The organism is Kineococcus anabasis (genome assembly GCF_054590795.1).
The window spans coordinates 340,957-367,045 of sequence record NZ_BAAIHU010000006.1 but is presented as its reverse complement, the minus strand read 5'-3'; the positions used below and the strand labels follow the sequence as shown (position 1 = coordinate 367,045).

The following is a 26,089-nucleotide window of genomic DNA, read 5'->3' as shown; positions in this document are numbered from 1 at the left end:
GGACGGCGCCCTAGCGTCCCGCGGGTGCCGTCCGACCCCACCGCCTCGCAGCGCCTGCGCGCCGCCGTCCCGGGCGGCGACGCCGAGCGCGGGGCCGTGGTGGCGGCGCGGGCCCTCGCCCGCCGGCAGCTGCGCGCGGCGGGCGGCGGCGCGCCGGACCCGGAGGAGCCGCTGGACGGCACCGCGTCGCTGGACGGCACCCCGCCCGGGCCGCGGGCGCGGCACCGGGCGGGCCCGCCGCCGCTGCACGTGGAGCTCGCCCAGCGCGTCGCCGACCGGCTGCCCCCCGGTCTGCGGGCGGCGCGGTGGCACCCGACCCCGGTGGCGGCGGTGGGTGCGGTGCTCACCGCCGCCCTCGCCGCGGGAGCCATCCTGCTGCGGACGGGGCACGCCTGGCCCGCGGACGCGCCCCCGGCAGCGGGGGAGCCGGTGCACGTCACCTCCGGGCCGGCTCCTGCACCGACGGGGACCGCTCCGGCGGGGACTGCACCGACGGGTGGCGCCGAGCCCGGCACCCCGCCGGCCGCCGCCGGCGGGGACACACCGCCGGCGGCGCCGGGCAGACGGGTCGCGGTGCCCCCGCTGCCCGGCGCCGGACCCGCCCCCGCCGCTCCCGGTGTCGTCGTGCACGTCGTCGGGCGGGTGGCGCACCCCGGCGTGGTGCGGCTGGCGGCGGGCAGCCGCGTCACGGACGCCCTCGCCGCCGCCGGGGGCGCCGTCCCCGGCGCGGACCTCGGCGGCCTCAACCTCGCGCGGGTGCTCGGCGACGGCGAGCAGGTCCGCGTCCCGGCCCCCGGGGAGGCCGCCGCCCCCGTCCCGGCACCGGCCCGGAGCGCAGCGGGCGGGGCCGGGGAGGCACCGGGTGCACCGGTGGACCTCAACACCGCCACCGAGGCGGACCTCGACGCGCTGCCCGGTGTGGGGCCGGTCCTCGCCGCCCGCATCGTGGCCTGGCGGCAGCAGCACGGCCGCTTCACGGACCCCGGCCAGCTCGGCGACGTGGAGGGCATCGGGCCGAAGCTGCTGGCCGACCTGGGACCCCTGGTGCGCGCGTGAGCGAGCGGGGCACCGGCACGCCCGCCGCGCCGGGCACGCGGCTCGCGCCCGCTCCGCCGGACCTGCGGCTCCTACCGGCTCCGCTGGACCTGCGGCTCCTGCCCGCCGCTGCGGCCGCCTGGGGAGCCGCCTGGTGGGCAACGGGGCACGCCTCCCGGGCGGCTGAGGTCCTGCCGGGGGCCCTGGTCGTGGTGGGCGTCGTGCTCCCGGCCCTCCTCGTGGCCGGGTGGGTCCGCGGCGGAGGGCGCCGGGGCGGGCCGGGCCGGGGTGCGCCGCCGGGAGCGGTGCTCGCGGCGGCGGCGCTGGCGAGCGCGGTCGTCGTGCTGGTCCTGGTGTCCACGGCGGCGCAGGAGGCCCTGGCGCGGGCCGGGCCCGTGCCGCGCTGGGCGGCCGAGGAGCAGACCGTGCGGGTGGGCCTGCTCGTGCGCAGCGACCCCCGGCGCCTGCCCGCCCGGCAGCCGGGGCGCCCGGACGGGGTCCTCGTCCTGGCCCACGTCGAGCGGGTCGAGCAGGTCGGGCGGGTCGAGCAGGCCGGGCGGCCCGGGCGGCCGGCGGGCGGGCGCGCCGCGCCGGCCGCCTCCCCCGTGCTGGTGCTGGCGGACCCCTCCTGGCAGGGCGTGCGCCCCGGCCGGCGCTACGAGGCGGTGGGGCGGCTGCGCCCCGCGGAGCCGGGCGGGCGGGCCGTGGCGGTGCTGCGCGCCCGCCCGCACCCCGCGCCGCGGGGACCGGCCGGGCCCGTCCACGAGGCCGCGGAACGGCTGCGGGAGGGCCTGCGCGCCGCCAGCGCGGGGTTGCCGCCGGACGCGGGTGGGCTGCTGCCCGCCCTGGTGGTGGGGGACACCAGCGTCCTGCCCGCCGGGCTGGAGGACGACATGCGCTCGGTGGGCCTGGCCCACCTGACCGCGGTGAGCGGCAGCAACACCACGCTGGTGTGCGGGGCGGCGCTGCTCGCGGCCTCCGCGGTGGGTCTGGGCCGCCGGGCGCGCCTCGCCGCCGCGGGGGCGGTGCTCGCGGGCTTCGTGGTGCTGGCCCGGCCCGAGCCCAGCGTGCTGCGGGCGGCCGTGATGGGCGCCGTGGGGCTCGTGGGGCTCGCGGCGGGGCGGCCCGGGCGGGGGACGGCGCCGCTGCTGGCGGCCGTGGTGGTCCTGCTCGCCGCCGACCCGTGGCTGGCGCGGGAGTTCGGGTTTGCGCTGTCGGTGCTGGCGACGGCGGCCCTCGTGCTGCTGGCCGGGGGCTGGACGGAGTGGCTGCGGGAGCGGGGCCTGCCGCGCTGGCTCGCGGCGTCGCTGGCGGTGCCGGCCGCCGCGCAGGCCGCCGTGGGTCCTCTCGCGGTGCTGCTGCGGCCGGAGACGAACCTGCTGGCCGTGCCGGTCAACGCGCTCGCGGCCCCGGCGGTGGCCCCGGCGACCGTGCTGGGGCTGCTGGTGGCCGTGGTGGCGCCCTGGTGGGAGGGCGGCGCGGCGGCGCTGGCCCGGGTGGCGGGCCTGGCGACGTGGTGGATCGCGGCGCTGGCCCGGGTCGCGGCCCGGGTGCCCACCGTCGTGCCGCTGCCGGGCGGCGCGGCGGGCGCGGCACTGCTGGCCGCGACCACGGTGGCGTCCCTGGTCGCGCTGGCCGCGGTGCCCGGCGTGCGCCGGCGGCTGCGGGGGCGCACCGCGGGCGGGACCCGGCACGTCCGCCCCTGATGGCACGCTGTGCCGGTGCCCCGCGCCGCCGCCCCCCGCCCCGCCCGTGCCGCCGCGCCCCGCGCCGCGCCGGGCCGTGCCGTCGCCGCGACGGCGGCCGACCCGCACGACGTGCCCCCCGCCGCCGTCGTCCTGCTCGTCGGCTCCGAGGACCACCTCGCCGACATCGCGCTGGGCTCGCTGCTGACGAGGCTGCGCGCGGAGCACCCCGACCTGGAGCGCACCGACGTGGCCGCGGCCTCCTACCAGGCGGGTCAGCTCGCGACGTGGGCGAGCCCCTCGCTGTTCGACGAGCGCTCCGTGGTGGTGGTGGACGGCGCCGAGGCCGCCTCCGAGGCCTTCGTGGCGGACGTGCCGGCGTACCTGGCGGACCCCTCGCCCGGCACGGTCCTCGTCGTGCGGCACCGGGGCGGCAACCGCGCGAAGAAGGTCCTCGACGCCGCCCGCACGTGCGGGGACGCGGTGGAGGTGTCCTGCCAGCCGTACAAGCGTGACGCGGAGAAGGTGGAGTTCGTGCTGGCCGCGATGCGCCGCGCGCGCCGGCGCATGGACGCCGACGCCGCGCGTGCGCTCGTGCAGGCCCTCGGCAACGACCTGGGGGAGCTGGCCGCGGCCTGCGACCAGCTCTGCGTGGACACCGACGGCACTATCACCGTGGAGGACGTCCGCCGCTACCACGGCGGCCGGGTGGAGGCCACGGGCTTCGACGTGGCCGACACGACGCTGGAGGGCGACGTGGGCGCGGCCCTGGCCAGGGTGCGGCACGCCACCGCGACGGGCGTGGCGCCGGTGCTGGTCGTGGCGGCGCTGGCCTCGAAGCTGCGGAGCCTGGCGAAGGTGGCCTCCGCCGGGCGGGGGCGCTCCGCGGACGTGGCGCGCGACCTCGGCATGGCGCCGTGGCTGGTGGAGCGGGCCCAGCGGGACCTGCGCTCGTGGTCCCTGGACGCGCTGGGGGAGGCGATCTGCGCGGTGGCCGAGGCCGACGTGGCGGTCAAGGGCGGTGGCCCGGACGCGGACTACGCCCTGGAGCGGGTGGTGACGCGGGTGGCGCTGGCCCGCGGCCGCTGAGGACCCGGGCGGCCGGGCGGCCCGGACCGCCCGGCCGCGGCGCGTTCCCCGGCCGCGCGGGCGGCCCGACGCGACGAGGCCGGTCCCCCCGGGAGGGGGACCGGCCTCGTCGAGGGCGTTCGCGGCTCAGAGAGCGGCGGCCTGCTTCGCCAGGGAGGACTTGCGGTTGGCGGCCTGGTTCTTGTGGATGACGCCCTTGCTGACGGCCTTGTCGAGCTTGCGGCTGGCGTGGCGCAGGGCCTGCGCCGCGGCCTCGCCGTCGCCGCTCTTGGCCGCCGCCTGGAAGGCGCGGACGGCGGTGCGCAGCTCGGACTTGACGGCCTTGTTGCGCAGGCGCGCCTTCTCGGCGGTCACGATGCGCTTGATCTGGGACTTGATGTTCGCCACGAGACGTCTTTCTCTCTGAGGGACCGGTCGAAGAGGGCGGTCGGCCCACCGGGGACCTCCGGCGTGGGGTACCGGGTGGCGGCGGGAACCGGAACCTCCGCCACCACGAGTGGTCTGCGACGGGCGAAGGAGCAGCTCAACACTACCAGCAGGGGCGAGGTCGCCCGGCCCGCCCGGAACACGGGCGGAACACGGCGGGAACGCGTGCGACACGTGCGCGACACGTGACGTCCGTAGCGTCCGGCGCATGGCCGACCTCTTCGACGCCTACGGCACCTCCCGCAGCGCCGTGGGCCACCGCGCGCGGGACGAGATGTTCGAGGCACCCGGCCTGCCGCGCGCGGCGTGGTCCGCCCTGCACTCCGCGCTGCTGGACATGCCGCTGCACGAGCTGTGCGCCCGCGCGGACCTGCTCGCGAGCACCTTCCTCGACCGCGGCGTGACGTTCGACCACGCCGGGGAGGAGCAGCCCTTCCCGCTGGACGTGGTGCCGCGGATCGTGGACGCCGGGACGTGGGCGGAGGTCGAGCGGGGGGTCACGCAGCGCGTGCGGGCGCTGGAGGCCTTCCTCGCCGACGCCTACGGCGGGCAGCGGGCCCTGCGCGACGGGGTGGTGCCCCGGCGCGTGGTGGCCTCCAGCAGCCACTTCACCCGGGCGGCCGCGGGGATCGAGCCGGCCAACGGGGTGCGCGTGCACGTCTCGGGCACCGATCTCGTCCTCGACGAGGACGGGCGCTACCGGGTGCTGGAGGACAACGTGCGGGTGCCCAGCGGGGTCAGCTACGTGCTGGAGAACCGGCAGGCCATGGCGCAGGCGCTGCCCGAGGCCTTCGCCTCGCACCGCATCCGCCCGGTGCGCTCCTACCCGCAGCGGCTGCTGGAGGCGCTGCGGGCGGCGGCCCCCGCCGGGGTGGTGGACCCGACGGTCGTCGTCCTGACGCCGGGGGTCCACAACAGCGCCTACTTCGAGCACTCCCTGCTGGCCCGCTCGATGGGGGTGGAGCTCGTGGAGGGCCGCGACCTGCTCTGCCGCGGTGAGCGGGTGCTCATGCGCACCACGGCGGGGGAGCGGCGGGTGGACGTGGTCTACCGCCGCGTCGACGACGACTTCCTGGACCCGCTGCACTTCCGCAAGGACTCCGTGGTGGGCTGCGCGGGCCTGCTCAACGTCGCCCGCGCCGGCAACGTGACGATCGCCAACGCCGTGGGCAACGGGGTGGCCGACGACAAGCTGCTCCACACGTACGTGCCGGACCTCGTGCGCTACTTCCTGGGCGAGGAGCCGGTGCTGGCGAACGTGGAGACGCTGCGGCTGGAGGACCCGGCGGCGCGCGAGGAGGCGCTGGACCGGCTGGCCGAGCTCGTCGTGAAACCGGTCGACGGCTCCGGCGGCAAGGGCATCGTGGTGGGCCCGGACGCCTCGCGGGCGGAGCTGGCGGGTGCGCGGGAGCGGATCCTGGCGGACCCGCGCGGCTGGATCGCGCAGCCGGTCGTGGCGCTCTCGACGGTGCCGACCCTGGTGGGCGAGCAGCTCCAGCCGCGGCACGTGGACCTGCGGCCGTTCGCGGTGAACGACGGGGAGCGGGTGTGGGTGCTGCCGGGCGGCCTGACGCGGGTGGCGCTGCAGGAGGGGTCGCTGGTGGTGAACTCCAGCCGCGGCGGCGGCTCGAAGGACACGTGGGTGCTGGCCGCGCCGGAGGCGGAGGCCGTCGACGACGACCCGCCGCCGACGGTGCGCCCGCAGCTGCGGGCGCGGGTGCCCGACGCCGGGCCCGCGGCCGGGCAGCAGGAGCAGCAGTGAGCCGCCGGGCGCACGGGCCGGCGGCGGGGAGCGGGGGAGGTCGCACGTGCTGAGCCGCATCGCGGAGTCGCTGTTCTGGATCGGGCGCTACGTGGAGCGGGCCGACGACACCGCCCGCATCCTGGACGTCCACGTCGAGCGCAGCCTGGACGACCCGTGGCTGGACGAGTCGGCGGTCTGCCGGGCGCTGCGCCGGGTGATGGGCCTGCCGGAGGAGCCGGAGCGGCCTGGCCGGGCCTCGCTGGTGGCGGCGCTGGCGCACGACCCGGCGAGCACGAGCTCCATCGCCGGTGCGGTCGCGGCGGCGCGGGAGAACGCCCGGCGGGCGCGCGAGACGGTCTCCTCGGAGGTGTGGGAAGGGCTGAACACGACGTGGCTGTCGATCGCGTCGGGGCGCTGGACGACGGTGGGCCCGCACCGGTACTGCAGCTGGGTGCGGGAGCGGGCCGCGGTGGTGTCGGGGCTGGTGGACTCCACGATGAGCCGGGACGAGTGCTGGCTGTTCCTGGTGCTGGGCCGCTCGCTGGAGCGGGCCGACATGACGGCGCGGCTGCTCTCCTCCGGCGGCGCGGGGGCGGCGGGCCCGACGTGGCCGACGATGCTGCGCTCCTGCGGGGCGTACGAGGCGTTCCTGCGCACCTACTCCGGCAGCACACCGGGCGCGGCGGGGGAGGCCCAGGCGGCGGAGTTCCTGCTGCTGGACGCCTCCTTCCCGCGCTCGGTGCTGCACGCGCTGGTCACGGCGGAGGAGTGCCTGGCGGCCCTGGACCCGACCCCGGTGCGCGGTGCGGGCAGGGGTGCGGGCAGGGGCGCGGAGACGCCGGTGGACGACGCCCGCCGGATCCTGGGGCGGGTGCGCACGGAGCTGGAGTACGGGCGACCGGACGACCTGCTGCCGGACCTGCCGCGCTCCATGGCGCGGGTGCAGGAGGCGTGCTCGGCGGCGTCGGAGGCGGTGGGGCGCCGCTTCTTCCCGCTGGTGGGCGCCACGAGCTGGGTGGAGGCGGACGCGTGATGCGGTTGCGGGTCGAGCACGTCACGACGCTGCGGTACTCCGGCACGGCCACCGCCTCGTACAACGAGGCGCGGATGACGCCGCTGACGACGCCGGACCAGACGGCGCTGGACGCGCGGTTCTCCGTCTCGCAGCCGGCGTCGGTGCTGCGCTACTGGGACTACTGGGGCACGCACGTCAGCGCGTTCGACGTGCACACCCCGCACGCGGAGCTGGTGGCCACGGCGAGCGCGCTGGTGGAGACGGAGCGGGTGGAGGGCACCCCGCCCGACGGCGGTGCCGGCTGGGCGGACCTGGCCGCGGAGGCGGTGCGGGACCGGTACGTGGAGCAGCTGCGGGCGACGTCGCGCACGGAGGCACCGCCGGAGGTGGCGGAGCGCGCCGCGGAGCTGGCGGGACGCCTCGGGCCGCACGAGGCGGCGCTAGAGCTGTGCGGGTGGCTGCGGGAGGAGGTGGCGTACGTGCCCGGGGCGACGGGGGTGAACGCCACGGCCGCGGAGTCGTGGGAGCAGCGGCGGGGGGTGTGCCAGGACATCGCGCACCTGGCGTGCGCGGCGCTGCGCTCGGCGGGGATCCCCGCCCGGTACGTCTCGGGGTACCTGCACCCCTCGCCGGAGCCGGAGGTCGGCGCGGAGGTCACGGGGGAGAGCCACGCCTGGGTGGACTTCTTCACGGGTGCCTGGTGCGGGTGGGACCCGACGAACGGTGTGCCGGTGGGCGAGCGGCACGTGGTGGTGGCGCGGGCGCGGGACTACGGGGACGTGACCCCGCTGCACGGGCTGTACTCGGGCCCGCCCTCCACGGTGCAGGCGCGGGTGCGTCTCACGCGCCTCGCCTGAACCCCGGCAGCGCCGGCACGGCGTCGTCGCCGTCCTCGTCGAGGGCGTTGGCGGCGGCGATGAGCTCCTTGATGCGGGCCATGCGCTGGCGGGTGGAGCGCTCCCCGAGGCCGAGCAGGCGCAGCCCGTCCTCGCCGTGCTGGGAGACGAGCAGCGCGGGCCCGAGCAGGTTCAGGGCCTCCGACGGCGTGGCGCCGCCGCGCATGAGGTGGCGGGCGACCTCGGCGCTCGCCTCGATGAGGGCTCCGGTCCCGGCCTGGCTGTCCACCTGCATGGCGGTCACGGTACGGCCCCGCGGGCCGGGTGTGTGCACCCGCCCGGGTGTCGGCGCAGCGGTATCACCGCAGGTCACAGGGGGTGCACGCGTGGTGCTCGCCGTGGCGGGTGCCGCTCGTGCGACGATGGTCCCCGCCCTGTGGCGGGTGCCGCCGCGGAGCCGGTGCCCCGTCCTCGGCGCCCCGGTCCCGGTGCGGTGGCGCCGGCCCGTTCCGGGGTGCGGAACGGAAGAGCCCGACGAGAGGTCCCGACGAGCGTGTCCCCGAGAGCGATGAAGGCCCTGGCCCCGGCGGCGACCCCTCCGGAGCTCATCCGCAACTTCTGCATCATCGCCCACATCGACCACGGCAAGTCCACGCTCGCCGACCGCATGCTGCAGCTGACCGGCGTCGTCGACGAGCGCGCCATGCGGGCGCAGTACCTGGACCGCATGGACATCGAGCGCGAGCGTGGCATCACCATCAAGTCGCAGGCCGTGCGGATGCCGTGGGAGCTGGACGGCACGACCCACTGCCTCAACATGATCGACACCCCCGGGCACGTGGACTTCACCTACGAGGTCTCCCGCTCCCTCGCCGCCTGCGAGGGCGCGGTGCTCCTCGTGGACGCGGCGCAGGGCATCGAGGCGCAGACCCTGGCCAACCTCTACCTGGCCATGGAGAACGACCTCACCGTCATCCCGGTGCTCAACAAGATCGACCTGCCCGCCGCGCAGCCGGAGCTCTTCGCCGAGGAGCTCGCCGGGCTCATCGGCTGCGAGCCCGAGGACTGCCTGCGCGTCTCCGGCAAGACCGGGGTCGGCGTGGAGCACCTGCTCGACGAGATCGTCCGGCAGCTGCCCGCCCCCGTCGGGGACCCCACCGCCCCGGCCCGCGCCATGATCTTCGACTCGGTGTACGACACCTACCGCGGCGTCGTCACCTACGTGCGCGTCATCGACGGCAAGCTCTCCCCCCGCGAGCGCATCGTGATGATGTCCACCAAGGCCACCCACGAGCTGCTGGAGATCGGCGTCAGCTCCCCCGAGCCGGTGCCCTCCGACGGTCTCGGGGTCGGGGAGGTCGGCTACCTCATCACCGGCGTGAAGGACGTGCGGCAGTCCAAGGTCGGCGACACCGTCACCAACGCCGCCAAGCCCGCCTCGCAGGCCCTCGGCGGCTACCGCGACCCCAAGCCCATGGTGTTCTCCGGGCTGTACCCGATCGACGGCTCGGACTACCCGCTGCTGCGCGACGCCCTGGACAAGCTCAAGCTCAACGACGCGGCGCTGGTGTACGAGCCGGAGACCTCCGCGGCCCTCGGCTTCGGCTTCCGCATCGGCTTCCTCGGCCTGCTGCACCTGGAGATCGTCCGCGAGCGCCTGGAGCGGGAGTTCAACCTCGACCTCATCTCCACCGCCCCCTCCGTCGTGTACGAGGTGACGATGGAGGACCGCAAGGTCGTCACCGTCACCAACCCCTCGGAGTTCCCCGGCGGCAAGGTCGCCGAGATCCGCGAGCCCGTGGTGCGCGCCACGGTCCTGGCGCCCAAGGACTACATCGGCACGATCATGGACCTGTGCCAGGAGCGCCGCGGCGAGATGCAGGGCATGGACTACCTGTCCGAGAACCGCGTGGAGCTGCGGTACCGGCTGCCGCTGGCGGAGATCGTGTTCGACTTCTTCGACAACCTCAAGTCCCGCACCCGCGGCTACGCCTCCCTGGACTACGACGTGGACGGCGAGCAGGCGGCGGACCTGGTCAAGGTCGACATCCTCCTGCAGGGGGAGCAGGTCGACGCCTTCTCCGCGATCGTCCACAGGGACAAGGCGTACGCCTACGGCGTGATGATGGCCGGCAAGCTCAAGGACCTCATCCCGCGCCAGCAGTTCGAGGTGCCCATCCAGGCCGCCATCGGGGCGCGCATCATCGCCCGCGAGAACGTCCGCGCCATCCGCAAGGACGTCCTCGCCAAGTGCTACGGCGGTGACATCACCCGCAAGCGCAAGCTGCTGGAGAAGCAGAAGGAGGGCAAGAAGCGGATGAAGATGGTCGGCCGGGTGGAGGTCCCGCAGGAGGCCTTCATCGCCGCGCTGTCCTCCGACGCCGAGACCGCCGGGGACAAGGCGGGGAAGAAGTAGCGATCCGGGGCGGATCGCCCTGCCGGGTGGGGGTGCGGTTCCGCTGCGCCCACACCTGGGCCATGCTGGGGCCCGGCCGGTCACCGCAGCGGTGACCGGCCGGAGCTCCCGCCCACGCCTTCCGGCCCGAGGAGGCCCGCTTGTCCTCTCCAGCCCGTGAACCCATCGTCTCCGGAACCGCCTACGCCGTGCACGAGGTCGACGGCTCGGCACCCACGTCCCTCGACGACTTCCTGCCCGCCCCCGGTGCGCTCGTCAGCGTCACCCTGGAGCACGGCGGCGTGCCGCACGTCGCGCAGGGCGTCGCGACCCGCGTCGGGAGCGACGTGTGCCTCTACGAGAAGGACTCCGTCGTGGGCAAGGACACCCGCGTCTGGACGATCACCGAGATCGGCCCCGGCATCTTCGAGGCGGTCCACGACCCCCGGTTCTGAGCCGCCTCCCGGCACCGGGACCTCAGGAGGGCGGGTCCGCCCCGCAGCCGCCGGCGGACCCGCCGGGCGCGGGCCGGGGGTCCCCCACGGGGGCCCACCGACCCGCCACCGGCGCGTAGCGCCACGACGGCCCCTGCGCCACCAGCCGCCGCAGGGCCCCCAGCAGCCGGTCGACGTCCCGCGAGGAGGAACCGGCGCCCGTGCTGACCCGCACGCCGCCGTCCACCAGGCCGAGGCGCGCGGCCAGGGGGTGCGCGCAGAAGCGCCCGTCGCGCACCCCGATGCCGTGCTCGGCCGACAGGTACGCCGCCACCAGCCCCGCGGGGAACCCCCGCACCGTGAAGGTCACCACGCCCACCGCGTCGGCCGCCGCGGCGGGCAGCTCCGCGATCCGCACCCCGGGCACGGCGACCAGGCCCCGCACGAGCCGCCCGCGCAGCGCGTCCTCGTGCGCACGCAGCGCCCCGGCGGGCAGGGCGGCGAGCACCTCGCAGGCCCGCGCCAGGGCCGCGGCGCCCAGCACGTTGGGGGAGCCCGCCTCGTGCCGCTGCGCCCCGGTGGCCCAGCGCACCTCCTCCGCCTCCGGGCCGACCTCGAGGGTCGCGCCGCCCCCGGCCAGGTACGGCTCCGCGGCGTCCAGCCAGTCGCGGCGGCCCACCAGCGCCCCCGCCCCGAACGGCGCGTACAGCTTGTGCCCGGAGAACACCACCCAGTCCACGCCCGACGCCGCCAGGTCCAGCCCCCGGTGCGGCACCAGTTGCGCCCCGTCGACGAGCACCCGCGTCCCGGCGGCGTGCGCGGCGGGCACGATCCGCTCCAGCGGCAGCACCTGCCCGGTGACGTTGGAGGCGCCGGTCACCGCGAGCAGCGCGTAGGGGCGCCGGGCCAGCTCCGCCAGCAGCGCCTCCACCGTGGCGTCCAGCGTCTGCGCGCACGGCAGCACCGTGGCCCCGCGCCGCCGCCACGGCAGCAGGTTCGCGTGGTGCTCCAGGTCGCAGACCAGCACCGCCGCGTCCTGCGGCACGCAGCGGGAGAGCAGGTCCACCGCGTCGGTGGTGCTGCGGGTGAACACCACGAGGTCCTCCGCCCGCGCGCCGCAGAACCGCGCGACCGTGCGCCGGGAGCGCTCGTGCAGGGAGGTGGTGAGCTGCGAGAGCCACCCCGCGCCGCGGTGCACGCTGGCGTAGGTGGGCAGCACCGCGGCCACGCACTCGGCGACCGCGGTCAGGGCGGGGGTGCTCGCGGCGTTGTCGAGGTTCGCGTAGCGGGCGGTGCCGCCGGTGACCAGCGGCACGCGCACGTCCGCGCCGACGACGGGCAGCAGCGGCGCGACGTCGCCGGCGACGGTGGGACGGGCAGGGGTGAGGACGGGCACGGTGGAGCCTCTCCGGTCACCGGACCGGGAGGGGACCGGTCCGCGCTTGCCGGTGCCACCACGGCACCGGCCGGGTCGTCACCCGGGGCACCCCGCCGCGGAGGGAGGGTTGCCGGCCAGCGAGCCGGGGCTTCGCGCTGGCGCTCATGACCTGCCCGAAGACTGCCACGGCACCGGCCGCCGCTGTCAAGGCGGCACCCGGGAGGCGGGTGCGCGGCAGCGGCGCGGGCGCAGGTGCCGCCGTGCGAGACTTCGCCAGGACGCGCCGAGCGCGCCCAGCCCATCCAGAGCGGCCGAGAGACCCGGCTCCACGACGCCGCAGCAACCCCCCGCCGTGCGCGGGTGCGGGTGCTCCACCCGGGACGAGATGGAGGACGAGCAGTTGAGCTACGCCGGTGACCTCACCCCGGAGGCGGCCTTCGAGCTGCTGCGCTCCGACCCCGACGCCGTCCTGGTGGACGTGCGCTCGGAGCCGGAGTGGCAGTTCGTCGGCGTGCCCGACGTCTCCGCGCTGGGTGGGCAGGCGGTGTTCGTGTCGTGGCGCGGGAACCTGCCCGACCCCGCCGGCACGTTCGTCGCGGACCTCGCCGCCGCCGGGGTGCGCCCCGAGGCCGGTGCCCCCGTGGTGCTGCTGTGCCGCTCGGGGGTGCGCTCCGTCGCCGCCGCCGAGGCCCTCGCCGCCGCCGGCGCGCCGAAGGCCTTCAACGTCCTCGACGGTTTCGAGGGCGCCCTCGACGAGCACGGCCACCGCGGCGGCGCCGGGTGGCGCGCGGCCGGGCTGCCCTGGCGGCAGTCGTGAGCCGCGGCCCGGAGGGCATGCGGGGCGGCACCCCGCACCTGCGCCCCGACACCATCGGCGTGCGCGGCGGCCTGGCCCGCTCGGAGTTCGAGGAGACCGCCGAGGCGCTGTACCTGACCTCCGGTTTCGTGTACCCCTCGGCGGCCACGGCGGAGGCGGCGTTCAAGGGCGAGGACGACCACTTCATCTACTCCCGCTACGGCAACCCGACGGTGTCGGTGTTCGAGGAGCGGCTGCGGCAGATCGAGGGCGCCGAGGCGTGCTTCGGCACGGCCAGCGGCATGGCGGCGGTGTTCAACGCCCTGGCGGCGCTGCTCGCCTCGGGGGACCGCCTCGTCGCGGCCCGCAGCCTGTTCGGTTCCTGCTACGTCATCTGCGACGAGATCCTGCCCCGCTGGGGGGTGGAGACCGAGTTCGTCGACGGCGAGGACCTCGACCAGTGGGAGCGGGCGCTGTCGAGGCCGGCGCAGGCGGTGTTCTTCGAGACGCCCGCCAACCCCATGCAGACCCTCGTGGACATCGAGGCGGTCTCCACGATGGCCCACGCCGCCGGGGCGCAGGTCGTCGTGGACAACGCCTTCGTCAGCCCCGTCGCGCAGCAGTCGATCCCGCTGGGGGCCGACGTGGTGGTGTACTCCGCCACCAAGCACATCGACGGGCAGGGCCGGGTGCTGGGCGGGGCGGTCCTCGGGCGCGCCGACTACATCGACGGGCCCGTGCGCGAGCTCATGCGGCACACCGGCCCGGGCCTGGGGGCGTTCAACGCGTGGACGCTGACCAAGGGCCTGGAGACGCTGGGGCTGCGGGTGCGGCACTCCGCCGCCTCGGCGCTGCGCATCGGCCGCTGGCTGCAGGAGCAGCCGCAGGTGCGGTGGGTGCGCTACCCGATGCTGGAGTCGCACCCGCAGTTCGACCTGGCGAAGCGGCAGATGTCCAACGGCGGCACCATCCTCACCTTCGAGCTGGACGCCCCCGAGGGGCGCGCCAAGGAGCGCGCCTTCGAGGTGCTCGACGCGCTGCGCGTGGTGGACATCTCCAACAACCTGGGCGACGCCAAGACGCTCATCACCCACCCGGCCACCACCACCCACCGCAGGCTGGGCGAGGAGGGCCGGGCGGCCATCGGGCTCAGCGACGGCGTCGTGCGGATGTCGGTGGGCCTGGAGGACGTGGAGGACCTGCTGGAGGACCTCACGCAGGCGCTGGGCACCCGCGGCTGACGCACACGCACGAGGCCCGCGCCCCCCACCGGGGCGCGGGCCTCGTGCGTCGTGGCGCTCAGGCCTTGGTGCGCCGCTGGGACGTGAGGATCTGGAAAGCGCCGTAGGCGGCGATGCCCAGGGCCACCAGCACCAGCAGGATCTGCCCGAACGGCTGCGCGGCGATCTCCCGGAACGCCGCGTCGAGGCCGCGGGACTTGGCGGTGTCACCGGTCGCGGCGTACGCGACGAGTACGCCGATCACGGCGAAGGCCACCCCGCGGGCCACCCAGCCGGCGGTGCCGAGCTTGCGCAGGCCGGGGCTGAGGGAACCGGAGATCTTCTCCTCGAAGCGGTGCTGCAGCCCGCGCTGCACGGTGCGGACGCCGATGGCCACGATCGCCACGCCGATCAGCACGACGAGGACGGCCCCGCCGGGGGCGTCGAGGATGCGCTGGGTCAGCGTCTGCTGCTGCTGGCCGGTGCTCGCGCCGGCACCGGTGAGCAGGCGGATGCACGAGATCGCCAGGAGCAGCGCCAGCAACCCCTTCGCGGCCGCCTTCACCCGGTGCTTCGTGTCCGAGCCGAAGGCCGCCTCCAGGGCCTGCCACGCGAACAGGGCGATGAAGCCGACGGCGAGCACGACCAGCAGGAACGGGCCGAACGGGGAGCGGGCGACGGTGCCCAGCGCGCCCGAGGAGTCCGCGCTGGCCCCACCCGAGCCCAGGGCGATCTGCAGGGCCAGCCACGCCACGAGCAGGTAGACCACGCCCTCCGCCGCCACGCCGAACCGGCCGACCTTGCGGATCGTGCCCTCGTGCCTGCGGGCGGTCGCCGTGGCCTGGTTCCCGGCGCTGCGGGCGAGGTTCCGGGGATCTGAGCCCGACGAACCGGAGCGTGCCATGGTGCCTCCTCCTGCGGTCGCGCCCGCCGACACGGCCGCGACGGTCCACCTCCGCGGGCGGGCGCCCGGGGTGATCACAGGGTGGACCTCCCACCGTCTCCCGGCCACTCCAACCGCCTCCCGCGCCCCGCCCCCGGCCGTGTGGGTGACAGGTGCGGTGGCACCGCCGGTGTTCGCCACGGGTGGCACCGGCGGTGCCCGCCACGGGTGACACTGGAGCACGTGCCCAGCACCCTGCCCGACGGCGACCCCGCCCCCGAGGACGGCTCGCTGCCCCCCGCCGCCCTGGAGGGGGCGCCGGCCCGCACCTTCGGGGTGTACCTGCACGTGCCGTTCTGCGCGGTGCGCTGCGGCTACTGCGACTTCAACACCTACACCGCGACCGAGCTCGGGGGCGGTGCCTCCCAGGCCTCCTACGCCGCGACCGCCGCGCTGGAGGTGGAGCTCGCCGGGAAGGTCCTCGGCAGCGCCGCGCGCCCGGCCTCGACGGTGTTCGTCGGAGGCGGCACGCCCACGCTGCTGCCGCCGGCCGACCTCGCCGCCCTGCTGGACGCCGTGCGCGGCACGTTCGGCCTGGAGCCCGGGGCGGAGGTGACGACGGAGGCGAACCCGGACTCGGTGACCCCCGGGGGGCTCGCCGCGCTGCGGGAGGCGGGGTTCACCCGGGTGTCCTTCGGGATGCAGTCGGCGGTGCCCTCGGTGCTCGCGGTGCTGGAGCGCACCCACGACCCCGAGCGGGTGCCGCGCGCGGTGGCGTGGGCCCGGCAGGCCGGGCTCGACGTGAGCCTGGACCTCATCTACGGCACGCCCGGGGAGGGCGTGGACGACTGGCGGCGCAGCCTGGACGCCGCCCTGGCCTGCGCTCCGGACCACGTCTCCGCCTACGCGCTCATCGTGGAGGAGGGCACCCGGCTGGCCGGGCAGGTGCGCCGCGGGGTGGTGCCCGCCCCCGACGACGACGACCAGGCGGTGAAGTACGAGGTCGCCGACGACGTCCTCGGCGGCGCCGGGTACGGCTGGTACGAGGTGAGCAACTGGGCCCGCGGGCCGGAGCACGCCTGCCGGCACAACGTGGCGTACTGGCGCGGCGGGGACTGGTGGGGGATCGGGCCGGGCGCGCACAGCCACGTCGGCGGGGTGCGCTGGTGGAACGTGAAGCACCCCGCGGCGTACGCGCAGCGCCTGGCGGCGGGGCGCTCGCCCGCGCACGCCCGGGAGGTGCTGGGGGAGCGGGACCGCTACGTCGAGGACGTCCTGCTGCGCAGCCGCCTCGCGGAGGGGCTGCCGCTGGCGCGGCTGCGCCCCGAGGGGGCGGCGGCGGTGGCGGGGCTCGTCGCGGACGGTCTCGTCGAGGTGGCCGGCGGGCCGCAGGGGGCGGTGGTGCTGACCCGCACCGGGCGCCTGCTCGCCGACGCGGTGGTGCACCGCCTGCTCGCGGACTAGGGGCCGCCGGCGCCCCGGGCAGGCGGGCCCTCGCGGCGCCCGCTGCGGCTGGGAGACTGCCGCGGTGATCCTGGAGCACGCGGTCCTCAACGTCAGGCCCGGGGAGTCGGAGCGCTTCGAGGAGGCGTTCGGGCGGGCGAGGCCGCTCATCGCCGCCTCGCCCGGTTTCCGGCGCCTGACCCTCTCCTGCTGCCTGGAGCGGCCGGACACCTACCTGCTCCTCGTGGAGTGGGACCGCCTGGAGGACCACACGGAGGGTTTCCGCGGCTCGGACCGCTACCGGACGTGGCGGGAGCTGCTGCACCCCTTCTACGAGCCCTTCCCCGTCGTGGAGCACTTCGTCGAGGTCCACCGCGCCTGACCGCCTGACCACCCGGCGGCCCGGGCGGTGGCGGTCGGTGCGGCCCGTCAGGGGCGCTCGGGCGCCGGGACCGGACCGCTGCGCGCGGGGTCGCGGTCGTACCAGACGAGCACGGCGGTGCGGTCGTCGGTGGAGCGCTCGCAGCGGTAGCGCAGCGAGTCGCCCATCGCCCAGGGGCCGACGGGGGAGGCCCACGCCGTCTCCAGCCACGCCCGCACCGGCGAGGGGCGGCGCAGGTCGCAGGCCAGCCCGTCGGTGACGACGGCCAGGGTTCCGGGGCCGGTGGAGGACGCCGTCTCCACCGGCACGTCGAGGCTGTCGTCACCGGGCGCCGGCAGGTGCGCGCCCGGCTCGCAGAGCGGCCCGGTGCCGCCGAACAGCTCGCGCGGCCCGCCCGGGGTCAGGACGAAGGCGGTGACGCCGCCGACGCGGGCGAGGTCGCGGCCGGTGCCGTCGACGACCGCGACGGCGGCGGTGAAGCGGACGGCCGCCGGGGGGAGCCCGTACCGGGCGTGCACGGAGGCGCCGACCGCGGCGGCCGCGGCCCGCAGGAGGTTCGCGGCGCCGAGCCCGGGCCGTTCCTGGGCGAGGAAGGTGACCTGCTCGCAGAACATGCGGGCGCCGAGGTGGGAGTGCGGCCGGGCGCCGGTGCCGTCGGCGACGGCCACGACGATCCGCCCCCGGGGGTCGAGGGCGACGTCGTAGGCGTCCTGCCGGGCGACGCCGGCGGCGGCGCGGGCCTCGCCCACGACGGAGGCGGCGGCGACGTGGTGCGCACCGGCCGTGAGGCCGTCGAGGTGGACGCCCGCCACGCGGTGCACCGAGCCGGGCCCCAGGCCGGCCGGTGCGGGGGAGCGCAGGGCGCCGGGGGCGGGTGCACCGGTGGGCAGCTCGCGGGGGAGCTGGGCGGGGACGGCGGCCGTCCCGTCGTGCCACAGCGACCTCATCGCCGGACCGCCGGGAGGTGTCGATGGGGCATGGGGCTCCGTTCGCCGGGGAGGACTCCTCCCGACGCTAGGCGGGCGCGCCCCCCGGCCGGGGTCACTCCGCCCCGCGTTCCCGCCTCCGCCCCGTCACCTTGCGCTGGGTGACGGGAGCGCACCGGGAGTGAGTCCGCTCAGTGCACCAGGCGCAGCACGAGGGGGTAGCGGTACGCGCGCCCGGAGCTCGCGGCGACCGCCCCGAGGATGCCGCAGACCAGGACCCCCACCGCGGGCAGCGCCAGCACCCACCAGAGGAGGAAGGCCAGGCCGAAGGTCACGAACCCGGCGGCGAACAGCACCAGGGCCAGCGCGACCGTGTACAGCAGCGTGGAGATCGCCGCGTTGAGCGCCTCGGCCGCGTGGCCGCGCACGAACGCGCCCCGGTCCCGGTACACCAGGTACACCACCAGCGGGCCGAGGAACGGCAGGCCCAGACCCCACGAGGCGATGCCCAGGACGTGCGCCACCATCCCCCAGGTCCGCTGCTCCGGCGGGCTCAGCAGGTGCCCGTGGCCGGAGGGCGCGGGCGGGGGCGCGCCGTGCGGCAGCGGGTGACCCGGCGGCGGGGGGATCTCGGACACGGGTCCTCCTCGGGTGCTGGCCGGCCCGGGCCGGTGCGGGCCGGTGCGGGTCGGTGCGGGTCGGTGCGCGCAGCCGCGCACAGCCGCGCACAGCCGCGCACATGCTCTCAGGCGTCGGCCGCGTCCGCGGTGACGAAGTCGACCAGCTCCTCGACCCGGCCCAGGAGCGCGGGCTCCAGGTCGGTGTAGTCGCGCACCGTGCCGAGGATCCGCTTCCAGCCGTGCGCCACGTCCGCCTGCGTCGCGTGCGGCCAGCCCAGCTCCGCGAGGACCCCGTGCTTCCACGACGTGCCCCGCGGGATGACCGGCCAGCGCTCCCACCCGAGGCGCTGGGGGCGCACCGCCTGCCACACGTCGACGAAGGGGTGGCCCACCACGAGGACGTGCGGGTGCCGCACGCCCGCCACGATCCTGGACTCCTTGCTGCCGGGGACGAGGTGGTCCACCAGCACGCCGAGGCGGCGGCCGGGCCCGGGGCGGAAGTCCCGCACGACTGCGGCGAGGTCGTCCACCCCGTCGAGCATCTCCACCACGACGCCCTCGACGCGCAGGTCGTCGCCCCAGACCCTCTCCACCAGCTCCGCGTCGTGCCGGCCCTCGACGAGGACGCGCGAGGCCCGGGCGGTGCGGGCGGCGGTGCGCACCGCCACCGAGCCGCTCGCGGTGCGGGTCGCCGCCTGCGGCCGGGCGGGGCCGCGCGGGGCGACGAGGCGCACCGGCTGCCCGTCCACCCAGAAGCCGGGCCCGAGGGGGAAGGTGCGGGTGCGCCCGCGGGCGTCCTCCAGGACCACCACGTGCACGCCGCCGCTCTTCTCCACCCGCACGACGGCGCCCACCCAGCCGGTCTCCACGTCCTCCACGACGAGACCCGCCTCGGCGGGCTCCTCGCGGCTGGCGGGGCGGCGCGGGTGGGGGTCGCGCGAGAGCACGTCGCTCCCGTACCTGTCGGAGGGGCTCGACCTGTCGGAGGGGCTCACGCCGCGGCACGCTAGCCGTGACGCGCCGCGGGGACGCGCAGGCTCACCGGCGCGTCGGGTCGTGCGGGAGGGCGGATGTCCCGGCGGAGCCTAGACTTGGCACTCACGGGACGTGAGTGCCAAGAGGCGGAGGTGGGGCATGAGCGACGAGCGCAGGCTGGCCGTGCTGCGTGCCATCGTCGAGGACTACGTCAGCACGCGGGAGCCGGTGGGGTCCAAGCACCTCGTCGAGCGCTACCAGCTCGGCGTGTCCCCGGCGACGATCCGCAACGACATGGCCGTGCTGGAGGAGGAGGGGTACATCACCCAGCCCCACACCAGCGCCGGGCGCGTGCCCACGGACAAGGGGTACCGCCTGTTCGTGGACCGCCTCGCCACCGTCAAGCCGATGTCGGCGGCGGAGAAGCGGGCCATCCAGGCCTTCCTCGACGGCGCCGCGGACCTCGACGACATCGTCGACCGCACCGTGCGGCTGCTGGCGCAGATCACCCGGCAGGCCGCCGTGGTGCAGTACCCCTCGCTCTCGCGCGCGGGCGTGCGGCACGTGGAGGTCCTGCACGTCGGGGGCCGCTCCGCCCTGATGGTGCTCATCACCGACACCGGCCGGGTGGAGCAGCGCGTGGTCACCCTGCGCTCGCACCTGGCGGACGAGGAGCTGCCCCCGCTGCTGGCGGACCTGCGCGCGCGGCTCAACGGCACCCTGGCCGGCCGGCGCGTCGCCGAGGCGCGGGACCTGCTGCCCGGTGTGGCGGACGCGGTGCCCCCGCCGCAGCGGGCCGCCGCCGACGAGGTGCTCGCGGCGCTCGCCGACGGCCTGACCGCCGCGCTGGAGGAGCGGGTCGTCATCGCGGGCACGGCCAACCTCGTGCGCAGCGGCACCGACTTCCCCGCCTCGCTCGGCTCGGTGCTGGACGCGCTGGAGGAGCACGTCGTGCTGCTGCGGCTGGTGCAGGAGATGGCCGACGACGAGGTGGCCCCGGGCGGGCTGAGCGTCCGGATCGGCTCGGAGAACCTGGGCCTGGGCCTGCCGGAGACGTCGGTCGTCACCAGCGGGTACGGCGAGGGACAGGTGCTGGCCCGGCTCGGCGTCCTCGGCCCGACCAGGATGGACTACCCCACGACCATGGCGGCGGTGCGCTCCGTCGCCCGCTACGTGTCCCGGATCCTCGCGCAGTGACCCGGCTGCGCGCGGAGGCGGGGGCGGCCCGCCCGGCCGGACCCCGTGCGACGAACCCCCGCACAGCGAGACGATGAGGAGACGGTGCCACCCGTGAGCGACTACTACGAGGTCCTCGGTGTCGCGCGCAGCGCGTCGCAGGAGGAGATCAAGCGGGCGTACCGCAAGCTCGCGCGGAAGCTGCACCCGGACGTCACGGACGACCCGGCGGCCGGGGAGCGGTTCAAGGAGGTCTCCCAGGCCTACGACACGCTGTCCAACCCCGAGAAGCGCGAGCTGTACGACCGCGGCGGCACCCAGCCGGGTGGTGCGGGGTTCGGCCCGGGGTTCGGCTTCAGCGACATCATGGACGCCTTCTTCGGCGGCGGCGCCACCTCCGGGCGCGGGCCCGTCAGCCGCACCCAGCGCGGGCAGGACGCCCTCATCCGCGTGGAGGTGGACCTGGCCGAGGCGGCGTTCGGCGGCACCAAGGAGATCACCGTGGACACCGCGGTGCTGTGCCCGACGTGCCGCGGGACGTGCTGCCAGCCGGGGACCGAGCCGGCCACCTGCGACATCTGCGGCGGGCGCGGGCAGGTGCAGCGGGTGGTGCGCTCGCTGCTCGGGCAGGTCATGACGGCGCAGCCGTGCCCCACGTGCCGCGGCTTCGGCACGGTGCTGCCCGCGCCGTGCCTGGAGTGCTCGGGCGAGGGCCGCGTCCGCTCCCGCCGGCCCCTGACGATCCGCATCCCCGCGGGCGTCAGCACCGGCACCCGCATCCAGCTCGCCGCGCAGGGCGAGGTGGGCACGGCGGGCGGTCCCGCGGGCGACCTGTACGTGGAGATCGCCGAGCGCCAGCACGCGACGTTCCAGCGCCGCGGCGACGACCTGCACTGCACGCTGGAGGTGCCGATGACCGCCGCCGCACTGGGCACCGTCATCACCCTGGAGACCCTGGAGGGCGACGGGGTCGAGATCGAGGTGCGGCCCGGCTCGCAGTCGGGGGAGACGGTGACGCTGCGCGGCCGCGGCACCGAGCACCTGCGCTCGGCCGGCCGCGGTGACCTGCTCGTGCACCTGGACGTGGTGACGCCGCGGAATTTGGACGCGGAGCAGGAGGAGCTGCTGCGGCGGCTGGCGGAGCTGCGCGGGGAGGCCCGCCCCGCCGGGCGGCTGTCCCCCTCCCACCAGGGCGTCTTCTCCAAGCTGCGCGAGCGCATCGTCGGGCGCTGAGCAGGCGGTCCCGGGGGTCGTGCGCCCCCGGGACCGGCCCGGCGCGCCGCCTCAGCGCACGCTGAAGCGCTTGGTGTCCGGCAGCGGCGGGGGGCCCTCCCCGTCGGACATGTCGGGCCCGAACACCGACAGGGTGTGCTCGCCGGGGGTCACGTCCACGCCGAAGGAGAACGGGCCGAACTCCCCGTTGGCGCCGGCCTCGGTGAAGCCCTCCGCGACGACCTCGCCCCCGGCGTCGTGGACGGTGTAGTTGAGGGTCGCCTCGAACCCCGTGCCGATGCCCTCGACGGTGAGGCGGCCGGCGTCGACGACGGCGCCGTGGGCCAGGCTGGTGATCCACACCGGCGCCTGCACGTCCTGCGGGGCGCTGCGGGCGGTGGGCTGCGCGAAGCTGACCGCGCCCCACGCCTCCGCGCCGGGGCGGCCGTCGACGAGGACGCGCACGGGCAGGTTCTCCCCGGCGGCGGCGGTCACGGTGTGCACGAGCTGCTGCACGGCGAGCTCCGCGGCGCGGCTGCCGACGTCGCGGTTCGACAGGGCGGCGGCGGCGACGTCGACCGTGATGAGGTCGGCGCCCACCTCGACCCGCGCGGCGGGGTCCGGCCGCCACGGCGTGGAGTAGTCCGGGTCGAGGGCCTCGCCGGCGAGCATGAGCCGCAGCGCCTCGGTGGGGGCGTCGGCGGCGCCGGAGGCGGGCAGGTACTCCCGGAACAGCGCGGGGCCCGCCGCGCCGTCCGCGCCGGTGCCGAGCCAGTACACGGGGACGGTGTCCCCGGCGGCGACGGCCGGGCCGGCCGCGGGGGCGCCGGCGGCCGGGGCGGAGGCGCGCGGGGGCGCCGGGGAGGTGGCGGCGGGGGCGGGTGGGGCCGGCGGCGCGGTCCCGCCGGAGCCGCCCGCGGAGGGACCGGGCGCGGAGGTCGTGGGCGGCGGCGCGCCCTGCGAGGGCTGCGCCGGTGCCGCCACGCCGACGCCGACGTCGCGCCCGCCGGCCGGGTCGCCCGGGCCGTCCTGCCCGGTGACGGCGATCGCGGTGCCGGTGGCGACCACGGCGGCCGCCGCGATCCCGGCCAGGGCCGTCAGGCGGGTGCGGCGGTGCCGGCGCGCGGCCTCGGCGCGGATGACGCCGAGGCGCTCGGCCGGGCGCAGGGCGTCGGTGTGCGCGGCCATCGCCTCGCGCAGCAGCGCCGCGGTGGGGTCCTCCTGCGGTGCGGGCACCGCGGCCGGGGACGGCGGGCCCCCGGCGTCCTGCCCCGGGCCGCGGTACCCGTCGGGACGTGCGTCGCTCACGGCTGCTCCTCGCGCTCGGGCCTGCCCGGGGAACCCGGGGAGGGGGTGGTGGGTGGCTGCGCCCCGAGGGCGGTGCGCAGCGCGGCCACGCCCCGGGAGGCGTGGGTCTTCACGGCGCCCCGGCTGATGCCCAGGGCGGCGGCGATGTCGGCCTCGGACAGGTCGGCGGAGTACCGCAGCACCAGGACCTCGCGCTGGCGCAGCGGCAGCCCGCCGAGCGCGGCGAGGACGTGCCGGTGCTGCTCCGAGCGCACCGCCAGCTCCTCCGGTCCCTCCGGCTCGGGGTCGGGCAGGGGGCGTCGGCGGTCGGCGACCTCGCGGTGGCGCAGCACGTCGCGGGCGCGGTTGACCACGATCTGGCGCAGGTAGGCCAGCGCGGCGTCGGGGTCCTCCAGGCGGCGCCACCGCCCGTGCAGCGCCACGAAGGCGTCCTGCACGACCTCTTCGGCGCTGCCCCGGTCGTGCAGCAGGAGGGCCGCGAGCCCGACGAGGCGCCGCCAGTGCGCCGTGTAGAGGGCGGTGACCGCGTCGTCGGCGTCCCAGGTGCGCGGGTCGTCCTGCTGCGGGGGGACGAGGTCGCCGGCGGGGGCGGCGGGGCCGGGCGGTGCGCCGGCGGGGGCCTCGCGCAGCCCGCGCAGGACCCGCCAGCCGCGCGGGCCGGTGCGCGCGGCCGGCGTGCGCTCACCCACGGGGGTGCCGCCCGGGGCGCGCGGGCCGGTGCTGGTGGTGCTCACACGTGTTGCACGTGCGGGAGGCGGGTGAGGTTGACAGCGGCACCCGCCTCATCCAACCGGCCGGCCGGGAGAGCGGGCCACGGGGGGCGTCCGGGGCCGTGCGGGCGGCGCGCCGGTAGCGTGGCGGCATGAGCGACGCGCCGCGCGAGGAGGACCTGTTCCTGCGGATCATCGCCGGGGAGATCCCGGCCGACGTCGTGCACGCCGACGACCTCGTCGTGGCGTTCCGCGACATCGCGCCCAAGGCCCCGACGCACGTGCTCGTCGTGCCGCGCGAGCGGTACCCGGACGTGGCGGCCCTCGCGGAGGCCGCCCCGCAGACCCTCGCGCACCTCGTGGCGGTGGCCCGGCGCATCGCCGAGGAGGAGTGCGGGGGCCACTTCCGCCTCGTCTTCAACACCGGTGAGCGCGCGGGGCAGACGGTGTTCCACGTGCACGCGCACGTCCTCGGCGGCGAGGGACTCGCGTTCACCGAGATGTGACGCAGGTTTCACCCGTGGGTCCTGCGCCGGGTGTTGTGTGAACCCTCTGTGACGTGGGCGCCCCGTGGGTGCGGGCGCTCCCCGGCGCGTGTTGGATGAGAGCCATGTGCGGACTGTGCGGCGAGATCACCTTCGACGGGCGGGCTGCCGACGTCTCCGCGGTGCAGCGGATGGGCGAGGTCCTGGCACCGCGCGGCCCCGACGGGCAGGGCACGTGGGCGCAGGGCCGTGTCGCGTTCGGGCACCGGCGGCTCTCCGTCATCGACCTGTCGGAGTGCGGCGCCCAGCCCATGCACGACCTCGAGCTGGGCCTGACCGCCGTCTTCAACGGCTGCGTCTACAACTACCGGGAGCTGCAGGCCGAGCTCACCGGGTACGGCTACCGCTTCGCGGGCCACAGCGACACCGAGGTCGTCCTCAAGGCGTACCACCGCTGGGGCGAGGACTTCGTGGACCACCTCGTCGGGATGTTCGCGGTCGTCCTGCACGAGCGCGACTCCGGCCGCACCGTGCTCGTGCGCGACCGGCTCGGCGTCAAGCCCCTGTACCTGGCCGAGACGCCGGGGCGGCTGCGGTTCGCCTCCTCGCTGCCCGCGCTGGTCGCCGCCGGTGACGTGGACACCACCGTCGACCCGGTCGCGCTGCACCACTACCTGTCCTGGCACGCGGTGGTGCCCGCGCCGCTGACCATCCTGCAGGGCGTGCGGAAGCTGCCGCCGGCGACGGTGCGGGTCGTGGAGGCGGACGGCACCAGCCGGGAGCACCGGTACTGGGACCCGCCGTACACCCGCCGCGCGGAGTTCGCGGGTTTCTCCCCGCGCGACTGGGAGGACGCCGTCCTGGACTCCCTGCGCACCGCGGTGCGCCGGCGCATGGTCGCCGACGTGCCCGTGGGGGTGCTGCTGTCCGGCGGCCTGGACTCCAGCCTGGTCGTCGGCCTGCTCGCCGAGCAGGGGCAGTCCGGCCTGGCGACGTTCAGCATCGGGTTCGAGTCCGCCGGCGGCCGCGAGGGCGACGAGTTCGCGTACTCCGACGTCATCGCCGAGCGCTACGGGACCGACCACCACCGCATCCGCGTCACCTCCGACGAGCTCGTCGCGGCGCTGCCGCACGCCGTGGGCGTCATGCACGAGCCGATGGTCAGCCACGACGTCGTCGCCTTCGACCTGCTCTCCCAGCACGTCTCGCGCAGCATCTCCGTCGTGCAGTCCGGGCAGGGCGCCGACGAGGTGTTCGCCGGGTACCACTGGTACCCGCCGCTGGCCGGGGCGGGACGCGAGGAGGCGGTGGACGCCTACGCGCGCGCGTTCTTCGACCGCGACCACGCGCAGATGGCGCAGGTGCTCTCGCCGGCGTGGATGCTCGCGGAGGACCCCTCGCGCCGGTTCGTGGCCGAGCACTTCGCCCGCGCCACCGCGGAGACCGCCGTGGACGCCGCGCTGCGCCTGGACACCCAGGTCATGCTCGTCGACGACCCCGTCAAGCGCGTGGACAACACCACGATGGGCTGGGGCCTGGAGGCCCGCGTGCCGTTCCTCGACCACGAGCTGGTGGAGCTGGCGGCGGCCGTCCCGCCGGAGCTGAAGCTCGCCGAGGGCGGCAAGGGCGTCCTCAAGCGCGTCGGCCGGCGCGTCATCCCCGCGGAGGTCATCGACCGGCCCAAGGGGTACTTCCCCGTCCCCGCGATCACGCACCTGGAGGGCAAGGTCCTGGGCCTGGTGCGCGACGCGCTCTCGGACCCGGCCGCGCGGCGGCGCGGGCTGTTCCGGCCGGAGTACGTCGAGGGCCTGCTGCGCGAGCCCAACGCCGAGCTGACCCCGTTGCGCGGCAACAAGCTCTGGCAGCTGGGGCTGCTGGAGCTGTGGCTGCAGCAGCACGGGATCGGCTGAGGGGCC

General features: G+C 76.8%; 25 protein-coding genes and 1 riboswitch. Of the genes, 16 read left to right on the top strand and 9 right to left on the bottom strand.

What is annotated here, in order from left to right; translation table 11 throughout:
- Positions 1–24: 24 nt before the first annotated feature.
- From ACYQBY_RS10490 to holA, 3 genes are read left to right on the top strand one after another with little or no spacing between them, the layout of a single operon-like run.
- Entirely contained in the window at positions 25–1,056 is a 1,032-nt protein-coding gene (locus ACYQBY_RS10490) for a helix-hairpin-helix domain-containing protein (RefSeq protein ID WP_459643789.1), read from the top strand.
- Positions 1,053–2,741 carry a ComEC/Rec2 family competence protein gene (locus ACYQBY_RS10485; RefSeq protein WP_459643788.1) on the top strand — a complete coding sequence of 563 codons (1,689 nt, stop codon included), beginning with the start codon at positions 1,053–1,055 and terminating at the stop codon, positions 2,739–2,741. Before ACYQBY_RS10490 ends, ACYQBY_RS10485 begins: the two co-directional genes overlap by 4 nt.
- Positions 2,742–2,756: 15 nt before the next feature.
- Positions 2,757–3,809, top strand: coding sequence for a DNA polymerase III subunit delta (gene holA, locus ACYQBY_RS10480; RefSeq protein WP_459643787.1), 1,053 nt, complete (start codon positions 2,757–2,759; stop codon positions 3,807–3,809).
- Between the two features lie 126 nt (positions 3,810–3,935).
- Here the strand turns inward: holA and rpsT are convergent, their stop codons facing one another.
- Positions 3,936–4,196, bottom strand: coding sequence for a 30S ribosomal protein S20 (gene rpsT / locus ACYQBY_RS10475; RefSeq protein WP_459643786.1), 261 nt, complete (start codon positions 4,194–4,196; stop codon positions 3,936–3,938).
- Between the two features lie 247 nt (positions 4,197–4,443).
- Between rpsT and ACYQBY_RS10470 the strand changes: the two genes are divergently transcribed.
- Genes ACYQBY_RS10470 through ACYQBY_RS10460 form a run of 3 tightly spaced genes read left to right on the top strand, consistent with a single transcriptional unit; the run spans position 4,444 to position 7,851 of the window.
- Positions 4,444–5,997 (top strand): circularly permuted type 2 ATP-grasp protein, encoded by a 1,554-nt coding sequence (locus tag ACYQBY_RS10470; protein WP_459643785.1) that lies wholly within the window; start codon positions 4,444–4,446, stop codon positions 5,995–5,997.
- A gap of 46 nt (positions 5,998–6,043) precedes the next feature.
- A complete protein-coding gene (locus ACYQBY_RS10465; protein WP_459643784.1) occupies positions 6,044–7,012 on the top strand; it encodes an alpha-E domain-containing protein in 969 nt (322 codons plus the stop codon).
- Positions 7,012–7,851, top strand: a complete 840-nt coding sequence (locus ACYQBY_RS10460) for a transglutaminase family protein (protein ID WP_459643871.1) — start codon at positions 7,012–7,014, stop codon at positions 7,849–7,851. The genes ACYQBY_RS10465 and ACYQBY_RS10460 overlap by 1 nt, the downstream gene beginning before the upstream one ends.
- Here the strand turns inward: ACYQBY_RS10460 and ACYQBY_RS10455 are convergent.
- Entirely contained in the window at positions 7,835–8,125 is a 291-nt protein-coding gene (locus ACYQBY_RS10455; protein WP_459643783.1) for a hypothetical protein, read from the bottom strand. The two genes, ACYQBY_RS10460 and ACYQBY_RS10455, sit on opposite strands and share 17 nt — an antisense overlap.
- 273 nt (positions 8,126–8,398) lie before the next feature.
- On the opposite strand from ACYQBY_RS10455, the gene lepA reads away from it, so the two are divergent.
- Together lepA and ACYQBY_RS10445 are read left to right on the top strand one after the other, a co-directional pair.
- Positions 8,399–10,246 carry a translation elongation factor 4 gene (lepA, locus tag ACYQBY_RS10450; RefSeq protein ID WP_459643870.1) on the top strand — a complete coding sequence of 616 codons (1,848 nt, stop codon included), beginning with the start codon at positions 8,399–8,401 and terminating at the stop codon, positions 10,244–10,246.
- A 140-nt stretch (positions 10,247–10,386) separates the two neighbouring features.
- On the top strand, positions 10,387–10,680 hold the full coding sequence (locus tag ACYQBY_RS10445; RefSeq protein ID WP_459643782.1) for a hypothetical protein: 294 nt from the start codon (positions 10,387–10,389) through the stop codon (positions 10,678–10,680).
- Positions 10,681–10,702: 22 nt separating this feature from the next.
- Here ACYQBY_RS10445 and ACYQBY_RS10440 read toward each other — a convergent pair whose 3' ends face one another.
- The gene (locus ACYQBY_RS10440) at positions 10,703–12,055 is read right to left on the bottom strand and encodes an aminotransferase class V-fold PLP-dependent enzyme (RefSeq protein ID WP_459643781.1); all 1,353 of its coding nucleotides are present in this window, start codon (positions 12,053–12,055) and stop codon (positions 10,703–10,705) included.
- 37 nt (positions 12,056–12,092) lie between these two features.
- A riboswitch (SAM riboswitch) is annotated at positions 12,093–12,207 on the bottom strand.
- 230 nt (positions 12,208–12,437) lie between these two features.
- On the opposite strand from ACYQBY_RS10440, the gene ACYQBY_RS10435 reads away from it, so the two are divergent.
- Both ACYQBY_RS10435 and ACYQBY_RS10430 read left to right on the top strand, forming a co-directional pair.
- Entirely contained in the window at positions 12,438–12,854 is a 417-nt protein-coding gene (locus ACYQBY_RS10435; protein ID WP_459643780.1) for a rhodanese-like domain-containing protein, read from the top strand.
- Between the two features lie 17 nt (positions 12,855–12,871).
- Positions 12,872–14,074 (top strand): O-succinylhomoserine sulfhydrylase, encoded by a 1,203-nt coding sequence (locus ACYQBY_RS10430; RefSeq protein WP_459643869.1) that lies wholly within the window; start codon positions 12,872–12,874, stop codon positions 14,072–14,074.
- A 58-nt stretch (positions 14,075–14,132) separates the two neighbouring features.
- On the opposite strand, the gene ACYQBY_RS10425 is transcribed toward ACYQBY_RS10430, so the two are convergent.
- Entirely contained in the window at positions 14,133–14,957 is an 825-nt protein-coding gene (locus tag ACYQBY_RS10425) for a DUF1206 domain-containing protein (protein ID WP_459643779.1), read from the bottom strand.
- A 222-nt stretch (positions 14,958–15,179) separates the two neighbouring features.
- Between ACYQBY_RS10425 and hemW the strand changes: the two genes are divergently transcribed.
- Together hemW and ACYQBY_RS10415 are read left to right on the top strand one after the other, a co-directional pair.
- Positions 15,180–16,400 carry a radical SAM family heme chaperone HemW gene (gene hemW, locus ACYQBY_RS10420; RefSeq protein ID WP_459643778.1) on the top strand — a complete coding sequence of 407 codons (1,221 nt, stop codon included), beginning with the start codon at positions 15,180–15,182 and terminating at the stop codon, positions 16,398–16,400.
- A 64-nt stretch (positions 16,401–16,464) separates the two neighbouring features.
- Positions 16,465–16,761: an antibiotic biosynthesis monooxygenase family protein gene (locus ACYQBY_RS10415; protein ID WP_459643777.1), complete on the top strand. Its 297-nt coding sequence runs from the start codon at positions 16,465–16,467 to the stop codon at positions 16,759–16,761.
- 47 nt (positions 16,762–16,808) lie between these two features.
- On the opposite strand, the gene ACYQBY_RS10410 is transcribed toward ACYQBY_RS10415, so the two are convergent.
- The 3 genes from ACYQBY_RS10410 to ACYQBY_RS10400 all read right to left on the bottom strand — a co-directional run bounded on the left by ACYQBY_RS10410 (position 16,809) and on the right by ACYQBY_RS10400 (position 19,302).
- A complete protein-coding gene (locus ACYQBY_RS10410; RefSeq protein WP_459643776.1) occupies positions 16,809–17,708 on the bottom strand; it encodes a protein phosphatase 2C domain-containing protein in 900 nt (299 codons plus the stop codon).
- A gap of 170 nt (positions 17,709–17,878) precedes the next feature.
- Positions 17,879–18,325: a DUF4870 domain-containing protein gene (locus ACYQBY_RS10405; protein ID WP_459643775.1), complete on the bottom strand. Its 447-nt coding sequence runs from the start codon at positions 18,323–18,325 to the stop codon at positions 17,879–17,881.
- Between the two features lie 107 nt (positions 18,326–18,432).
- Positions 18,433–19,302: a DUF3097 domain-containing protein gene (locus tag ACYQBY_RS10400; protein WP_459643774.1), complete on the bottom strand. Its 870-nt coding sequence runs from the start codon at positions 19,300–19,302 to the stop codon at positions 18,433–18,435.
- Positions 19,303–19,441: 139 nt separating this feature from the next.
- Between ACYQBY_RS10400 and hrcA the strand changes: the two genes are divergently transcribed.
- Positions 19,442–20,479, top strand: a complete 1,038-nt coding sequence (hrcA, locus tag ACYQBY_RS10395) for a heat-inducible transcriptional repressor HrcA (protein WP_459643773.1) — start codon at positions 19,442–19,444, stop codon at positions 20,477–20,479.
- A gap of 93 nt (positions 20,480–20,572) precedes the next feature.
- On the top strand, positions 20,573–21,691 hold the full coding sequence (gene dnaJ, locus ACYQBY_RS10390) for a molecular chaperone DnaJ (RefSeq protein WP_459643772.1): 1,119 nt from the start codon (positions 20,573–20,575) through the stop codon (positions 21,689–21,691).
- A gap of 51 nt (positions 21,692–21,742) precedes the next feature.
- Here the strand turns inward: dnaJ and ACYQBY_RS10385 are convergent, their stop codons facing one another.
- A complete protein-coding gene (locus tag ACYQBY_RS10385) occupies positions 21,743–22,978 on the bottom strand; it encodes a Gmad2 immunoglobulin-like domain-containing protein (protein WP_459643771.1) in 1,236 nt (411 codons plus the stop codon).
- Positions 22,975–23,667, bottom strand: a complete 693-nt coding sequence (locus ACYQBY_RS10380; protein WP_459643868.1) for a SigE family RNA polymerase sigma factor — start codon at positions 23,665–23,667, stop codon at positions 22,975–22,977. The genes ACYQBY_RS10385 and ACYQBY_RS10380 overlap by 4 nt, the downstream gene beginning before the upstream one ends.
- Positions 23,668–23,840: 173 nt before the next feature.
- On the opposite strand from ACYQBY_RS10380, the gene ACYQBY_RS10375 reads away from it, so the two are divergent.
- Positions 23,841–24,194, top strand: a complete 354-nt coding sequence (locus tag ACYQBY_RS10375; RefSeq protein WP_459643770.1) for a histidine triad nucleotide-binding protein — start codon at positions 23,841–23,843, stop codon at positions 24,192–24,194.
- A gap of 104 nt (positions 24,195–24,298) precedes the next feature.
- Complete coding sequence (locus tag ACYQBY_RS10370; protein ID WP_459643769.1) at positions 24,299–26,083, top strand: N-acetylglutaminylglutamine amidotransferase; 1,785 nt, start codon at positions 24,299–24,301, stop codon at positions 26,081–26,083.
- Positions 26,084–26,089: the final 6 nt, after the last annotated feature.